This window comes from Corallococcus sp. AS-1-6, assembly GCF_020037015.1.
In the GTDB taxonomy this organism is placed as follows: Bacteria; Myxococcota; Myxococcia; order Myxococcales; family Myxococcaceae; genus Corallococcus.
This window is the reverse complement of sequence record NZ_JAIQDE010000049.1, coordinates 20,685-34,170: the sequence shown is the minus strand read 5'-3', so window position 1 is coordinate 34,170 and position 13,486 is coordinate 20,685. Positions and strand designations below refer to the sequence as shown.

The following is a 13,486-nucleotide window of genomic DNA, read 5'->3' as shown; positions in this document are numbered from 1 at the left end:
AAGACCGCCACCAACTACCTGGCGGTCCTCCATCTGGCCTGCATGATGCTCTGGCTTAATTAGGGACACCCCCTAGGGGGCAGCCCCCTCCCGGGGCGCCGGTTGTCCGGGCCCGCCCGGCGTGCTACCCGGAAGGCCGTCCCATGGGCCCATCCGTTCGCTTCCCATCCCGGCCGTGACGTCCCGCTTGAAAGCCCGGCGGCCCGGCACCACCGTGGACGGCCCCCCGTCCCCTCCCCCGAGGCCTCCGCGCATGCGTCCCGCTTCCTTCCGCGCCTCCCCGATGCCGTGGTCCGCCGTCCTGAGCCTGGGCCTCGCCCTCGGCGTGCTGGGGCTGACGGGCTGCCGGCCGCAGGCCCAGGAGGGGCCGGACCCCACGGTGGTGGCCACCGTGAACGGCGAGTCGCTCAGCCGGGCGGACTTCGAGCAGGAGCTGGCGCGGGAGCTGGCCACCACGGAGGGGCCCGAGCCCACGCCCGAGGAGGTGGAGCCCTTCAAGCGGGCGCTCGTGGACACGCTCGTGAAGCGGATGCTGCTCCTGCAGGCGGCGAAGCAGAACAACATCGCCGTCACGCCGGAGGAGGTGGACCGCGGCGTGCTGCGGCTGTCCGGCGACTACCCGGCGGGCAACTTCAATGAAGTGCTCGCCCAGGGGCAGTTGTCCATGGCGGAGCTGCGCGCCCGCGAGGCGAGCCGGCTCACCATCGAGAAGCTCTTCACCCACCACGTCTATTCGCGCGTGGCGGTGACGGAGGAGGAGCTGCGCGCGTACTACGCGGCGCACGAGGCGGACTTCCAGGAGCCGGAGGAGGTCCACGCCGCGCAGATGGTGGTGAAGGGCCTGGACGAGGCGCGCCGGCTCCAGGTGCAGCTCAAGGCGGGCAAGAAGTTCTCCGACCTCGCCCGGCGCTATTCGCTCAGCGCGGACGCCAAGGTGGGGGGCGACCTGGGCTTCTTCCCCCGGGGACAGATGCCGCCGGCCTTCGACGAGGTGGTATTCAAGCTGGGGGTGGGGCAGGTTTCGGACGTGGTGTCCACGGAGTACGGCTACCACCTGTTCAAGGTGCTGGAGCGCAGGCCGGCGAGGAAGCGGGAGCTGGCGGAGGTGCGCGCGAAGGTGGAGGGGCGCCTCCTGGAGGCCAAGCGGGCGGCGGCGCAGGAGTCCTTCGAGAAGGACCTTCGCGACAAGGCCCAGGTGGTGGTGAACGAGGCCACGCTGCAGACCATCCGCGGGCGGCCGGCGCCGCAGGCGGCGAAGTGAAGGACTTTTCCGGGGGCCGGGCGGTTGGGCTCGCCGGTGTCATGGCGTTCAAGAGGGTCGTTGCGATGAAGAACCTGGTGGCGTTCCTGGCGGCGGTGATGCTCTTCACGGGGGCCACGTCCGCCCGCGCGGAGCTGGTGGACAAGGTGGCGGCGGTGGTGAACCGCGACATCATCCCGCTGTCGGAGGTGCAGCAGCGCGCCGCGCCGGAGCTCCAGCGCGTGAACTCCGAAATCGACCCGCACCGGCGCGCCGAGGCCCGCGCGCAGTTGATGAAGACCGCGCTGGACACGCTCATCGGCGAGAAGCTGATGGAGGCGGAGGTCCAGCAGTTGGGCATCACCACCACCGAGGCGGAGGTGGATGAGCTGGTGCAGGACGTGCTCAAGCAGAACAACGTCAGCGACATGAGCCAGTTCGAGCAGTTGCTCAAGAACGAGGGCTTCACGCTCGCCAGCTACAAGGACATGCTGCGCAAGCGTGTGGTGCGCGACAAGCTCTTGCGCATGAAGGTGGGCCCCAAGGTGAAGGTCACCGAGGAGGACCTGAAGGCCGCGTACACGCAGTACACGCGCCTGGAGACCGAGGACGTGGAGGTGCACGCCCGCCACATCCTGGTGCAGGTGGACCCCAAGGCCACGCCGGAGCAGGTGGCCGCCGCGAAGCAGAAGGCGGAGGGCATCGCGCAGGAGGCCCGCCGGCCGGGCATGGACTTCGCGGCCCTGGCGCGCGCCCGCAGCGAGGGCCCCAGCGCGGCGGACGGCGGCGACCTGGGCTACTTCAAGCGCGGCGTGATGGTGCCCGCCTTCGAGAAGGCCGCCTTCAACCTCAAGGAGGGCGAGGTCAGCGAGCCCATCCGCACCAACTTCGGCTGGCACATCCTCAAGGTGGAGGAGCGCCGCAACGTGGCCGTGGCCTCCTTCGAGGAGATGAAGCCCAAGCTGGAGTCCAAGCTCCTCAACGAGAAGACGGAGAAGTTCCTGGACCAGTACGTCCAGGAGCTGCGCTCGAAGGCCAACGTCGAAGTGAAGATGTGAGCGCGGTGGCCACGGCGGACGCGCGGCCCCGCGTGGGCATCTCGCTGGGGGACGTGTCCGGCATCGGGCCGGAGGTGACGGCCCTGGCGCTGGCGAAGCCCGCGGTGCGCCGCGCGCTGGTGCCCGTGGTGTTCGGTGACGGGCCCACGCTGGACGGCTTCCCCCTCTTCCGCCGCTTCCCGCGCGTGGCCCTGGAAGCGCTGGGCCGCACGACAGGGCCCGCGGTGGTGGAGGTCACGCACCTGCCGGCGAAGCACCGCGTGCCGGGCAAGCCCACGCGCGAGGGCGGCAAGGCACAGTACGCGTACGTGCGCGCCGCCATCGACGCGATGCGCGCCGGGACGGTGGACGCGCTGTGCACCGCGCCCGTGTCGAAGGAGGAGATCTCGCGCGCGGGCATCCCCTTCATGGGCCACACGGAGGTGCTGGCGGACGCGTTCGGCGTGGACGTGTTGATGATGATGGACGGGCCTCGCGTGCGCATCGCGCTGGCGACGAACCACGTCCCCATTTCCGCGCTGCCGAAGCTGCTGACGGTGGAGAAGCTGGTGGCGCAGCTCCAGTTGCTCTCGCGCAGCCTCCAGCCGGTGGTGGGCCGCAAGCCGCGCATCGCCGTGCTGGGGCTCAACCCGCATGCGGGCGAAGGCGGGATGCTGGGGCGCGAGGAGGTGGAGGTGATCGGGCCCGCCATCCGCCTCGCGCGGGCGAAGCGGGTGGATGCGCACGGGCCCATCCCCGCGGACGGCCTGTTCGCCCGGCCCGATGAGGTCGGCGCGAAGTACGACGCGGTGCTGGCCATGTACCACGACCAGGGGCTCATCCCGGCCAAGGCGCTGGACTTCGAGCGCACGGTGAACGTGACGCTGGGCCTGCCGGTGCCGCGCACGTCCCCGGACCACGGCACCGCCTATGCGATCGCCGGCACGGGGACCGCGAGCTGCGTGCCCATGATGGAGGCCCTGCTCAAGGCGGCCCGGCTTTCGGCGCGAGCCGGTCGCACAGGTGCCTCGCGAGGTCCTCGCCGTCCTCCTTCGGGTCGATGAGCTTCGCGTGCGTGCCCCGCGCCGTGGCGTCGGGGACCACGAGCACGGTGACCTTCCCCGTGGGGCAGTGACCCAGGCAGGACGCCGGGATGAGCTGCGTCTTGTCCGCCAGGCCGTGGGCCTTGAGCGCTTCACGCACCCGGCGCGGAAGGTCCACCCCGCCCGCGTCCACCGGCAGCCGCATCAGGCAACGGTGACACAGGTGCAACTCGATGGGGTCTTCTTCCTCCCGCGCGGCCATGCGCCAATCTAACCAGCGCCCACACCTCGTCGAGCGTCGCGGGGGAAGTAGGAGGGTTAGAAGACGAAGGGGTAGTGCACGGGGGCGTTCATGGCGACGCGGTGCACGGGGAACTTCCAGCCGCGCACCTGGTCCTCGATGCAGCCGGCGAGCGGGGAGCCCTGCAGGGCCTCGGTCTCCATGGCGACGCCGGAGACGGTGCCGGCGGTGTCCACGGACCAGCGCAGTTGGAAGCGTCCGCCGTTCTCCAGCGCGGTGCCGGCCTTGAAGTTCTGGACGCAGGCGGCGATGGCGGGCTGGTTCGTGACGACCACGTTGGTGATGTCCGAGGGCGCGAGCTGCTCGCGCTCGGAGGTCGGGGCCGGCGGGATGTAGACGGTCTTCTCCTGGGTCTGCTTCGGGGCGGAGGCCTCCGCGTCGTCGGTGAAGCCGAGCTCGCGGGCGAAGTCCTCGTCGATTTCGGATTCGGGCTGCGCGGCTTCCTCGGCCTCGGCTTCGGCGGCGGCCTGACGGGCCCGGGCCAGCTCCTCCTCGGAGATTTCGCCGCCGAAGGACATCTCGCGGACATCGCCGGTGTCCTCGGGCGCTTCGAGCGTGGCGGCGCGCTGGGCCACGGGGGCCTTCTTCGGCGCCGCCGGAGCGGGCTGCTGGGACGGCGTGGGGTCCGGGGCCAGCGTGTGCAGGCCGGTGGTCAGGCCCGCGCTCGCGGGGCCCGCGAGGACGGGCGTGTTCGGGGTGAGGGCCTGCGCGGCGCGCTGCGCGTCCGTGAGTGCGGGGGTGTTCACGCCGCCCGCGATGGACTGGGAGAGGTCCGGCGTGCCCGCCTGGATGCCGGGGACACCGTAGAAGCCCTGCGCGGGCATGGCGCCCTGGGTGGCCAGGGTGTTCGGCTGAGTCGTCGCGAAGCCCTGCGTTCCCGGAGCGCCGGCTCGCGCGGCGACGGTGCCAGTCAGGACCTGCGCTTGCGGCATGGACCGCGCCTCATCCTTCGACGTGAGCCGCAGGCCCGCGACGACGAGGAGCCCCGCGGCGAGCGCGCCCATCGCCACGGCGCTGACGAAGGACATGGGGCTCATGCCGAGGATGTGCGTGGAGGCGTCGGCGATGACGGGCGGCGGAGGCTCGGGCGCCACGGGGGCGTACGGCATCCACGGCTGCGGCGCGTAGGCCTCGGCGGGAGAGCCGGGCGTGGCCCAGGCGGGCGACGGCGGCGGGGCATCCCACGACGTCACGGCGCCGCAGGAGCGCTGCTGGGAGGTGCTGGACGCGGACTCCTCCGCGCGCAGCCACTCCGGGATGACGACGTTCGCGGCCTCGGCGGACAGCGTGAGCTGGGGCTCCACGTTGTCGTTGGAGGACGGCGGCAGCGACTGGAGCCAGGACTCCTCCGTGGAGGCCAGGTCGAGCAGCGTGCGCAGCGGGCCGGTCGCGAAGGACTCCGGCACGAGCTCCTCTTCTTCGGAGGACACGGAGGAGAGGGCGCGTTCGAGGCACGCATCCAGCTCTGCTTCGAAGGTCTCGGGGTCGCGGGAGAAGTCCGGACCACCCGCCTGCGCCCGCGAAGACACATCACCCGTCAGTCGCTCGCTCACGCCACCCTCCCCGCCGCCCGTACCGCGCCAGACCGCCCGACCACCGACTCACTGCCAGGGGGCCGATGTTAGGAACGCCCCCCGTTCGCGCTACCGCCAGCGTCCGCCCGTGAACGTTCCAGCGGCCCTTTGCCCCCACCCGAGCCCCGAAACGTAAGGCCCCGCACTCCACACTGTGCGCCGGTGTGCCGACAGGGTTCGGCTTTCCACTGCCAACCCGCCATGTCAGGAGGGGCAGGTAGACACTCGGGGGCCACCCGCCCCGAATGAGCACGAAGCCCTCCGCCATCTATACGGTCGAGTTCCTCCAGGCCGCCGTGAAGCAGCTCGCGGCGGTGGATCCGGTCCATCAGCGCCGCATCGCGAAGCGGATCGACGCCCTGGCCACGGAGCCCCGGCCCGTGGGCGCGGAGAAGCTCAAGGGCAGCGACTACCTGCGGATCCGCATCGGTGACTACCGCGTCATCTACCAGGTCGAGGACGGCCGGCTCGTGGTGTTGATCGTCGAGCTGGGCCACCGGCGGGAGATCTACCGCTAGCCGGTTTCTTCGCCTTCTTCTTCGTGAGCCCCAGCTCCGCCTTCACCTGCTTCCACGCGACGCGCGGCTGGCCCTCGGACTCCCGGCGCGCGGCGTCCGCCTTCTGGATGTCCCGCCGGTCCTCCAGCGCCTCCAGCGCCTGGAGGTCCTCGAAGGGAATCACCGCGACCAGCTTCTTGCCGTGCCGGGTCAGGACGAGCCGCTCCTTCCCGTAGGCCGCCCGGTTGAGCAGCTCCGCCAGGTCGTCGCGCGCTTCGGTGATGCTGACTTCCATCATGGCCGTTCCTCGGGAAACGTACGTTCTGTACGTATCATACAGAATGCCCCGACACGGCGTTCCACCTCAGTACCGGGGGGTGCCTGCCTTGGGCGTCAGGTTGCTGGGCGGGGCCTGGACTCCGTTCACGCGCAGGCCCGCGTGCATGAAGGACGGCGCGCCCTGGAGGAAGGCCGCCGGGAAGTTGAGCGTGGGCTGGGATTCGTCGTCCAGCGCCTTCACCTGCGCGGGCGTGAGCTTCACGTCCAGCGCGCCCAGGTTGTTGTCCAACTGCTCCAGCGTGCGCGCGCCCAGGATGGTGGACGCCACGCCCGGCCGGCCCTGCACCCAGGCCAGCGCCACGCGCGCCACCGTGGAGGCCTGCTCCTTCGCCACGCGCTGGAGCACGTCGATGAGCTTGTAGGTCTTCTCGTTGAGCGACGCCTCCGCCCACGCGCCCCGGTCCGCCTTCTGCCTGCCCGCGTTCTCCCGCGTGTACTTGCCGCTCAGCACCCCGCTGCGCAGCGGCGACCACGGCGTCACGCCCAGCCCCAGCTCTCGCGCCATCGGGATGAGCTCGCCCTCCACCGTGCGCTCCAGCAGCGAGTACTCGATCTGCAACGCCACCAGCGGCGCCCAGCCCCGGAAGAAGGCCGTCACCTGCGCCTGCGACACCTTCCACGCGGGCGTGTCGGAGAAGCCCACGTAGCGGACCTTGCCCGAGCGCACCAGGTCGTCCAGCGCCCGCATCGTCTCCTCGATGGGCGTGTTCGCGTCCCAGGCGTGCATCCAGTACAGGTCGATGTAGTCCGTCTGAAGCCGGCGCAGCGATTCGTCGCATGCCGCCATCACCGACTTGCGGCCCGCGCCGCCGCCATTCGGGTCCTTCTCGAACAGGTTGGAGAAGAACTTCGTCGCGATGACCACCCGGTCGCGCTTCGCCGGGTGCCTCCCGATGTGGTCCCCGATGATCTTCTCCGAGTGCCCGAACGTGTACGCGTTCGCCGTGTCGATGAAGTTCCCGCCCCGCTCGATGAAGCGGTCCAGGATGGCGTTGGACGTCTCCACGCTGCTGCCCCAGCCCAGGTCCTCGCCGAACGTCATGGCCCCCAGGCAGAAGGGGCTGACGCGCAGGCCGGAGCGGCCCAGGGTGACGTAGTGGTCGAGCGACATGGACTGGATTCCCCCGCGGATGAACGTGGCACGGCCGCCAGAAGCGCGCGGAGCCAATCCCAGACGCCTCCACCGCGCCAACCGCCCTCCCCCCCGGGACGTCCAAAGCCAGACACGCTCCCGCGCCCATTCGACCAGCGCAGGACATCCGCGCGCCTCAGCGCCCCTCCGGCGTCTCCAGCGCGCAGCCATACACCGGGGTGCCGCCGCCCTCGCCGTCCTCGCGCAGCACGCGCTCCAGCGCCTCGCGTCCCGGGCTGTCGCCCACGTGCCCGCGCGCCACCGTGATGCCTCCGCTGAAGCGCAGGCGCCCGTCCGCGCCGTAGAGCACCACGTGCCCGGAGGTCGTCGCGCCGAAGCGCTTCGCCTCCACGCCGTCCGGGTCACGCAGCGCCGTGACGCCCGGGATGCTCGCGGCCGTGCGCCACAGGTCGCCTTGCTCCCAGCCGTCCTCCAGTCCCTCCGGACGCAGGAACAGCACGAACGCCTCCGCGCGCCCGCCCGCGTGCGCCATCACCTGCGCCAGCTCCGCCAGGCTCGCCCGCGTGCAGACGCACTTCGGATGCGCCAGCATCACCAGCACCGGACGTCCGGCCTGGCGCACCAGCCGCGTTCCCTCCGGCCACGTCGCCGCCGTCGCGGGCGCGGCGCCCGGCGTCATCGCGTACCGGGCCAGCGCCACGATGCCCGTGACGATTCCGCCCAACCACAGCGCCCCCGCGAGCATCAGCCAGCCCCGGGTAGAAGACCCGCTCATTCCGAACGACTCCTGGGAGATGTCCGTCCACCGTGACGCTACCGGCACACGCCCCGGCGGCGTCGCGCCCTCCAGGGCCGGGTCAATGTCCGGTGCCTGTATTTCCCGGCCTCCCCCTGCGCTAGGAGGGGGTTCCATGCGAATCCTCTTCCCTGCCCTGCTGGGCATGACGCTGGCCGCCGTGGGTTGCTCGTCGTCCCCCGAAGTGCCCGGCCCCTCGGAGAACCCCGTCATCGAGCGGGGCCCCAAGACCATCGCGTTGGACGGCGACCCCAACGGCCTCTGGTGGGACGCGGAGAGCGCGACCCTCTACATGGCCGACGACCAGAACAACCGCGTGCTGAGCTACCGCGACGGCGAGGGCATCGCGAAGGTGGCGGACCTGCCCGCGGCGCCCGCGAACGGCCCGGGCCTGGGTGACCTGGTGCGGCTGCCGGACGGCACGCTGGTGGTGGTGCGCTTCGGAGGCGGCACCGCAGGCGACGTCGTCTACGTCCGGCCGGATGGCACGTCCGCCATCGTCCCCAACCTGCCTGCGGTGCGCCGCCGCATCGGCATCACCGTCACCGAGGACGGGCAGCTCTACGACGGCTACTTCGTGCGCAACAACAACGTGAACGTGGGCAGCGTGGCCCGCCTCACGCTGGACGGCACCGAGACGGAGGTGGTGGGCGCGCTCCAGAAGCCCGTGGGCGTGCTCGCGGTGAAGGACTCGCTCTTCATCAGCGACCAGCTCGCGGGCAAGGTGTACCGCGCGCCGCTGTCCGCGCCGTCGCAACTGGTGGCCTTCGCCACGCTGAACAGCCCGGACCTGCTGGCCGTGGGCCCCAACGACACGCTGCTCACCGGCAGCCGCGACGGCACCGTGCTGAGCATCCGCCAGACGGGCGAGGTGAGCGTGGTGGCCGGCGGCTTCCAGGAGCCGCACGGCCTGGCCTGGGATGCGAAGAACAAGCGCCTCTTCATCGCCGACCATGACGGCACTCCGGAAGACGGCACGAACCACACCCTGCGCATCATCCCGCTCGAATGAAGTCCGCTTCCCTGTTCACGCTGGCCCTGCTCGCGTCAGCGACCGCCCTGGCCGGGGAGGAGAACTTCCCGCGCTTCACCCCTACCTTCGTGGGGGAGGTGGACTACCGCGTCCACGCGGACGACATCGAGGGGCACAACGGCTTCAACCTGGCGCGCCTGCGCCTGGGCGGACGAGGCCAGCCCGTGCCCTGGCTGGTGGCCGTGGGCACGGCGGAGTGGGCGCAGGAGAAGCCCGCGCTACTGGACGCGTACGTGGACTTCCTCGTCATCGACGGGCTGCGCTTCTCCGTGGGCTACGCGAAGACGCCGCTGTTCCCCGCCGGGCGCGACCAGAGCATCGAGACGCTGCCCATCCCGGAGCTGCCGCTGGTGACGGCGGCGTTCTGGGCCCGGCGCGACCTGGGCGCGGAGGTGCAGTGGACGCCCGCGTCGCTGCCCCTGGAGGGCTGGCTGCGGCTGGGCAACGGCTCCGGCAGCCCCTTGGGCAACGACAACGCCCAGCCCTCCGTGGACGTGCGGATGGACGTGCGCCACGGCGGCGTCCGCGTGGGCGCGGGCGCGCACGTGGAGGACGCCTTCGACCGGCCCGGCATCGGCGGGCGCGGGGCACAGAACTTCCTCTTCTACCGGCCGCCTCCGGTGTCCGGCTACCGCACCGTGACGGAGGCGCACGGGCGGCTGGACGCGGGGCCGGTGCGCGTGGACGTGCAGGCCGCCGCCGCGTGGGAGCACCGCTCGCGCGACACGGACGGCAACCCGGCCACGCCTCGCGAAGCCCTGCCCACGATGAGCAGCCAGGGCCTGGGCGTGGAGGCGTCCTGGGTCATCCGGGGCATGCCGCGCCAGGGGGCGCGGTGGCCGGAAGCGCTCGCGGGCGTGGGCTCGGAGGGCATCCCCTCCGGCTCACTGGAGCTGGCCGCGCGCGTGGAGCGGCTGTGGCTGGGCCGGGGCGCGCCGGACGTGGAGCCCGGAGGCACCACGGGCGGCGCGCTGGCGTTGCGCTGGTGGGTCACGCGCTTCCTGGGCTTCGGCGTCGCGGGCTACGTGAACCACTACGACACGCCGCCCGTGGAGATGCCCACGCGCGACTGGTCGTACCTGGCGCTCCTGCGCACCACGGTCAGCCTGCAATGACTAGCGGTGGTGCGCGTGCTGGCGGTCCGCGTGGTGTTGCAGTTGGCGCCGCGCGGCCTCGAAGGCGTCGGTGACGGCCTGGTAGGCGTCCGCGTGGGCCGCGAGCTCCGCCGGCTCCCGGTCCGCGACGATGTCCCTGCCCGGCACGTGCAGCTCCACGCGCACGTGGAAGCGGTGCCCCTGGGCGTGGTGGCGGTGCGGCTCCTCCACCACCACGTTGCAGCCGGTGATGCCGTCGTAGAACTGCTCCAGCTTGTCCGCCTGGTCGCGGATGTGCTCGTTGAGGGTGTCGCTCGTCTCCATGCCCCGGTAGGTGATTCGCAGTGCGCGCTTCATCGTCCGCCTCGGGTTGGGCTCCGTGCTCTGGAGCCGGTGTGGATTCAAGGCATTTGCATGAGCCCTGCCAACGTCCCGGGCCCACGGAAATACCTATAACGGCCCCCATCCAACGGGGCATGACGGGACACGCGCCCCGGTGCGTGGGGCACGTTGACTCACGGCAGCTTGCGCAGGCGAGGCAGCAGCTCCGCGACGGGCCGGCCCAGGTCCTCCGCGTCCAGGTACACCTGCACGGCGTGTCCCACGCCCTCCACGGGGTCGGCGAAAAAATTGCGCTTGGTGGGCACCACCCACGCGAAACCCGTGCGCGGCAGCACGAAGCTCGGCGCGTTGCCGTAGGTGAGCAAGCCCGCCGTCCTCTCCCCCACCATTGGCGCCCCCGTGGCGCGGTGCAGGGCGTAGGCTCCGCTCTCTCCCGAGGACGCGGAGTTCCGGTCCACCAGCACCACGATGCGCCCCGTGAAGGGCGTCTTCGCGTGGCCCTCCACGCGGCCGCTGTCGAACACGGGGCGCGAGGGCTCCGGCGTCACGGGCCACTTCGCCCGGATGGCGTCACGCTCCGCCTTCGCCTCCGGCGTGTCCAGCCGTCCATCCATGGCCTGACGCTGCACGCGCGAGTTCCATTCGAAGCACGGATAGAAGGCGCCGTGCATCCACACCTCTCCGGAGGCGAACCACGGCCCGCGCACCAGGGTGTCCAGCCATTCATACACATAGCCGTCGTTGCCGCCGCTGTTGCCCCGGAGGTCGAACACCAGCAGCTTGTGCTTGCGGTGCTTCGGCGCGTCCGCGACGAACTGGCGCAGCCCGGCTTCGGCCTCGGGCGGTCCGGAGAAGCGGCGGATCGTGATGATGCCCACGTCGCCCTTCGGCTCGTATGTATAGGTGTCCTTCGGCGCGAACTCCCGGCCCGGACGCGAGGGGCGCACCGTGAGCGGCAGCGACGTGTCACCGCACCGGAGCGTCCGCGCGTCGCCTCCGCCTCGCGCGGACACGGTGAGCCGCTGCGCGCGGGAGCCATCCTGCTTCAGCACCGGCGCCACCCGCAGCGTGTCCGTCTGCGCGCCCGCCACGGTGCTCGCGTCACAGGACGCGAGCTGAAGTCCCGGAGGCGCGTCGGCCTGGTACTCGCGGAAGGCGAGCCGTGGCTCCTCGCGCAGCGTGCTCAAGAGGCCGGATGGGCCGAAGTGGTTGTCCGTCAGCGCCTCGCGGATGGCGAGGGTGGGCGTGAGCACGCCATCCTGGAAGGACACGGTGGGCCCGGACGCGGCCAGCTTCGCGCTCCAGTCCTGGAAGAAGGCATCCGGGTCGAACGTGCGGTGCGCGAGCAGCTCCGGCCAGCCGGAGTACGTGGTGCGCAGGAGCTGGTGCAGGAAGCGCACGTCCTCCGCCAGCGCGGCGCTGTCCATGCGCGTGTCGGGCGTGGGCTTCGGGCGGCGGAAGGCCTCGCGCAGCACGGGGCTCTCCGGGTCGTAGCAGTACGCGGCGCCGGTGGTCCGCGAGTCCAGGTACGGAGAGGACGGAGAGGGGGCCGCCGCGGTCAGCAGGGCGCCCACGAGCAGGGGAAGAGACATGCCCCTATTACGGCGCGGTCCGCGCGGTCATTGCCTGCGAATGCGCCTCAGCGACTCGCGGTGAAGCGGCCTCGCGCCAGGAAGACGTGCCCGTCGTCGAGGAGCACCTGGGTGTCCGGCCCCGAGCGCCACGCGCCGATGAGCTCCTCCATGCGTCCGGGAGGCAGCGGCCAGACGCTGCCAGCGGGCGGCTGCTCCACCAGCACCAGGTCGTAGACGAGGTCATCGGACTGCGGCCCGCCCACCGCGAAGACGTCGTCCCGCGCCCCCACCTCCGCGACGAGGTGGCCCTCCAGCAGCACCCGTCCGCCCGGATTCGCGGCGAGGACGTCCAGCGCGTGCCGGACGCTCGCGAGGCGAGGGCCCGTGGCGGGACAGTGCGCGGGGAAGGCCTCCGGGGTGAAGACGGTGCGCCACGCGGCGCGCGCGGTGTTGTCGTTGGTCGTGTAGAGCAGCAGCCCCGTCGTCAGCAGCACCCAGGCCGGTGGGCGGTGCTGGCGCAAGAGCGGCAGGAACACCATCACCGCGGCGGCCATCAGGGGCGCGCCGTACTGGAACCGCCACGCCATGCCCGTGAAGCGGATGGCCAGCATGGGCAGGAGCAGCGCCAGCCACAGCGGATCCGGCCTCCACTTGCGGCGCCACGCCCAGAGGCTCAAGGGGACGAAGCCCACCAGCAGCGTGCCGATGCGCGACACCTGCTTTCCGGCCAGCCGCTCCCGCAGGTACGCGCCCCACCCCTGCCCCTGCTCCGGCAGCAGCCGCGAGCGGTAGTCCACCGTCTGCCCCAGCCACCCCGAGCGCCCCACGAACACGAACGCGAGCCACGCCGCCGACAGCGCGAACACCGCCAGCGCGGCCCGCCGCTCACCGCGCAGCCACAGGCCTCCGGCGAGCACCAGGCCCACGAAGGGGAACTCCTCCTTGCACGCGAACAGCACCACCAGCGCGCCCAGCATCCACCCCGTGCGCTTGAGTCCATACGCCACCGCGAGCCACGTCCACGGCAGCATGGCCCACGTGGTGGGATGGATGGGAAAGGTGAGCGCGGCCGTCGTCCCGGGGTTGAACAGCAGCAGCGCGCCCAGCAGCGCGGTGGAGGCCCGGTCCAGCAGCCCCCGCGCCTGGAGCCACGCGAGCGGCGCGAGCGACAGCAGGACGAAGGCCCCTTCCGCCACGAGCCCCACCCACTTCGCGGGCAGCACCGCGACGAGCGGCCGGGCCAGCCACAGCACCGGGTCGAAGTGGTCCGCGAACAGGTGGACCTGCCGGACGCTGAGCCAGGGATTCGGCTCCTGGAATGACAGACGCGCCAGGGCCTGGGTGTAGATGCCCAGGTCATAGCTCGCGAAGCAGAAGCGGGCGGCCTGGAGCCACACCGGCGCCACCATCAAAACCAGCCACGCCAACACCAGCCCCGGCAGCAGGAGCATTTCCCACAATCGCTGTCGGACGGCGCCAGTCATCACGGACGGGCGGCATCCAAACGCCAAACACTCTCGCGG

At 71.6% G+C, this 13,486-nt stretch carries 14 protein-coding genes; 6 read left to right on the top strand and 8 right to left on the bottom strand.

The features are described from left to right. Positions 1-253 precede the first annotated feature (253 nt). The 3 genes from K8612_RS37785 to pdxA are packed head-to-tail and all read left to right on the top strand — an operon-like array spanning position 254 to position 3,341. Positions 254-1,261: a peptidyl-prolyl cis-trans isomerase gene (locus K8612_RS37785; protein WP_223739527.1), complete on the top strand. Its 1,008-nt coding sequence runs from the start codon at positions 254-256 to the stop codon at positions 1,259-1,261. 41 nt (positions 1,262-1,302) lie between these two features. Then, positions 1,303-2,298: a peptidylprolyl isomerase gene (locus K8612_RS37780; protein ID WP_304503947.1), complete on the top strand. Its 996-nt coding sequence runs from the start codon at positions 1,303-1,305 to the stop codon at positions 2,296-2,298. Continuing rightward, positions 2,295-3,341 carry a 4-hydroxythreonine-4-phosphate dehydrogenase PdxA gene (pdxA, locus tag K8612_RS37775; protein WP_223765785.1) on the top strand — a complete coding sequence of 349 codons (1,047 nt, stop codon included), beginning with the start codon at positions 2,295-2,297 and terminating at the stop codon, positions 3,339-3,341. The genes K8612_RS37780 and pdxA overlap by 4 nt, the downstream gene beginning before the upstream one ends. Here the strand turns inward: pdxA and K8612_RS37770 are convergent. Further along, the gene (locus K8612_RS37770) at positions 3,262-3,582 is read right to left on the bottom strand and encodes a hypothetical protein (RefSeq protein ID WP_223765784.1); all 321 of its coding nucleotides are present in this window, start codon (positions 3,580-3,582) and stop codon (positions 3,262-3,264) included. The two genes, pdxA and K8612_RS37770, sit on opposite strands and share 80 nt — an antisense overlap. A gap of 56 nt (positions 3,583-3,638) precedes the next feature. Further along, positions 3,639-5,174 (bottom strand): AgmX/PglI C-terminal domain-containing protein, encoded by a 1,536-nt coding sequence (locus tag K8612_RS39695; protein ID WP_223765783.1) that lies wholly within the window; start codon positions 5,172-5,174, stop codon positions 3,639-3,641. A 266-nt stretch (positions 5,175-5,440) separates the two neighbouring features. On the opposite strand from K8612_RS39695, the gene K8612_RS37760 reads away from it, so the two are divergent. Then, positions 5,441-5,713 (top strand): type II toxin-antitoxin system RelE/ParE family toxin, encoded by a 273-nt coding sequence (locus K8612_RS37760; protein ID WP_223739532.1) that lies wholly within the window; start codon positions 5,441-5,443, stop codon positions 5,711-5,713. Here the strand turns inward: K8612_RS37760 and K8612_RS37755 are convergent. The 3 genes from K8612_RS37755 to K8612_RS37745 form a co-directional block, all read right to left on the bottom strand. Then, on the bottom strand, positions 5,637-5,990 hold the full coding sequence (locus K8612_RS37755; RefSeq protein WP_223739533.1) for a type II toxin-antitoxin system Phd/YefM family antitoxin: 354 nt from the start codon (positions 5,988-5,990) through the stop codon (positions 5,637-5,639). The two genes, K8612_RS37760 and K8612_RS37755, sit on opposite strands and share 77 nt — an antisense overlap. A 66-nt stretch (positions 5,991-6,056) precedes the next feature. Continuing rightward, a complete protein-coding gene (locus K8612_RS37750; protein WP_223765782.1) occupies positions 6,057-7,142 on the bottom strand; it encodes an aldo/keto reductase in 1,086 nt (361 codons plus the stop codon). Positions 7,143-7,299: 157 nt separating this feature from the next. Then, positions 7,300-7,899 carry a RedB protein gene (locus K8612_RS37745; protein WP_223765781.1) on the bottom strand — a complete coding sequence of 200 codons (600 nt, stop codon included), beginning with the start codon at positions 7,897-7,899 and terminating at the stop codon, positions 7,300-7,302. A 136-nt stretch (positions 7,900-8,035) separates the two neighbouring features. Between K8612_RS37745 and K8612_RS37740 the strand changes: the two genes are divergently transcribed. Both K8612_RS37740 and K8612_RS37735 read left to right on the top strand, forming a co-directional pair. Next, the gene (locus K8612_RS37740) at positions 8,036-8,932 is read left to right on the top strand and encodes a hypothetical protein (protein ID WP_223765780.1); all 897 of its coding nucleotides are present in this window, start codon (positions 8,036-8,038) and stop codon (positions 8,930-8,932) included. After that, positions 8,929-10,068: an OprO/OprP family phosphate-selective porin gene (locus K8612_RS37735; protein ID WP_223765779.1), complete on the top strand. Its 1,140-nt coding sequence runs from the start codon at positions 8,929-8,931 to the stop codon at positions 10,066-10,068. Before K8612_RS37740 ends, K8612_RS37735 begins: the two co-directional genes overlap by 4 nt. Here K8612_RS37735 and K8612_RS37730 read toward each other — a convergent pair whose 3' ends face one another. The 3 genes from K8612_RS37730 to K8612_RS37720 form a co-directional block, all read right to left on the bottom strand. After that, a complete protein-coding gene (locus K8612_RS37730) occupies positions 10,069-10,404 on the bottom strand; it encodes an HPF/RaiA family ribosome-associated protein (protein WP_223739538.1) in 336 nt (111 codons plus the stop codon). It abuts the gene before it with no gap. A gap of 158 nt (positions 10,405-10,562) precedes the next feature. Continuing rightward, positions 10,563-11,981 (bottom strand): S41 family peptidase, encoded by a 1,419-nt coding sequence (locus K8612_RS37725; protein WP_223765778.1) that lies wholly within the window; start codon positions 11,979-11,981, stop codon positions 10,563-10,565. 47 nt (positions 11,982-12,028) lie between these two features. After that, positions 12,029-13,414: a DUF2079 domain-containing protein gene (locus K8612_RS37720; RefSeq protein WP_223765777.1), complete on the bottom strand. Its 1,386-nt coding sequence runs from the start codon at positions 13,412-13,414 to the stop codon at positions 12,029-12,031. Positions 13,415-13,486 lie beyond the last annotated feature (72 nt).

Excerpts from the sequence above, each read along its gene's own strand:
- K8612_RS37785 (WP_223739527.1), top strand. The coding sequence starts at position 254 with ATGCGTCCCGCTTCCTTCCGCGCCTCCCCGATGCCGTGGTCCGCCGTC.
- K8612_RS37780 (WP_304503947.1), top strand. The coding sequence starts at position 1,303 with ATGGCGTTCAAGAGGGTCGTTGCGATGAAGAACCTGGTGGCGTTCCTG.
- K8612_RS37770 (WP_223765784.1), bottom strand. The coding sequence starts at position 3,582 with ATGGCCGCGCGGGAGGAAGAAGACCCCATCGAGTTGCACCTGTGTCAC.
- K8612_RS37760 (WP_223739532.1), top strand. The coding sequence starts at position 5,441 with ATGAGCACGAAGCCCTCCGCCATCTATACGGTCGAGTTCCTCCAGGCC.
- K8612_RS37755 (WP_223739533.1), bottom strand. The coding sequence starts at position 5,990 with ATGATGGAAGTCAGCATCACCGAAGCGCGCGACGACCTGGCGGAGCTG.
- K8612_RS37750 (WP_223765782.1), bottom strand. The coding sequence starts at position 7,142 with ATGTCGCTCGACCACTACGTCACCCTGGGCCGCTCCGGCCTGCGCGTC.
- K8612_RS37745 (WP_223765781.1), bottom strand. The coding sequence starts at position 7,899 with ATGAGCGGGTCTTCTACCCGGGGCTGGCTGATGCTCGCGGGGGCGCTG.
- K8612_RS37740 (WP_223765780.1), top strand. The coding sequence starts at position 8,036 with ATGCGAATCCTCTTCCCTGCCCTGCTGGGCATGACGCTGGCCGCCGTG.
- K8612_RS37735 (WP_223765779.1), top strand. The coding sequence starts at position 8,929 with ATGAAGTCCGCTTCCCTGTTCACGCTGGCCCTGCTCGCGTCAGCGACC.
- K8612_RS37730 (WP_223739538.1), bottom strand. The coding sequence starts at position 10,404 with ATGAAGCGCGCACTGCGAATCACCTACCGGGGCATGGAGACGAGCGAC.
- K8612_RS37725 (WP_223765778.1), bottom strand. The coding sequence starts at position 11,981 with ATGTCTCTTCCCCTGCTCGTGGGCGCCCTGCTGACCGCGGCGGCCCCC.
- K8612_RS37720 (WP_223765777.1), bottom strand. The coding sequence starts at position 13,414 with ATGCTCCTGCTGCCGGGGCTGGTGTTGGCGTGGCTGGTTTTGATGGTG.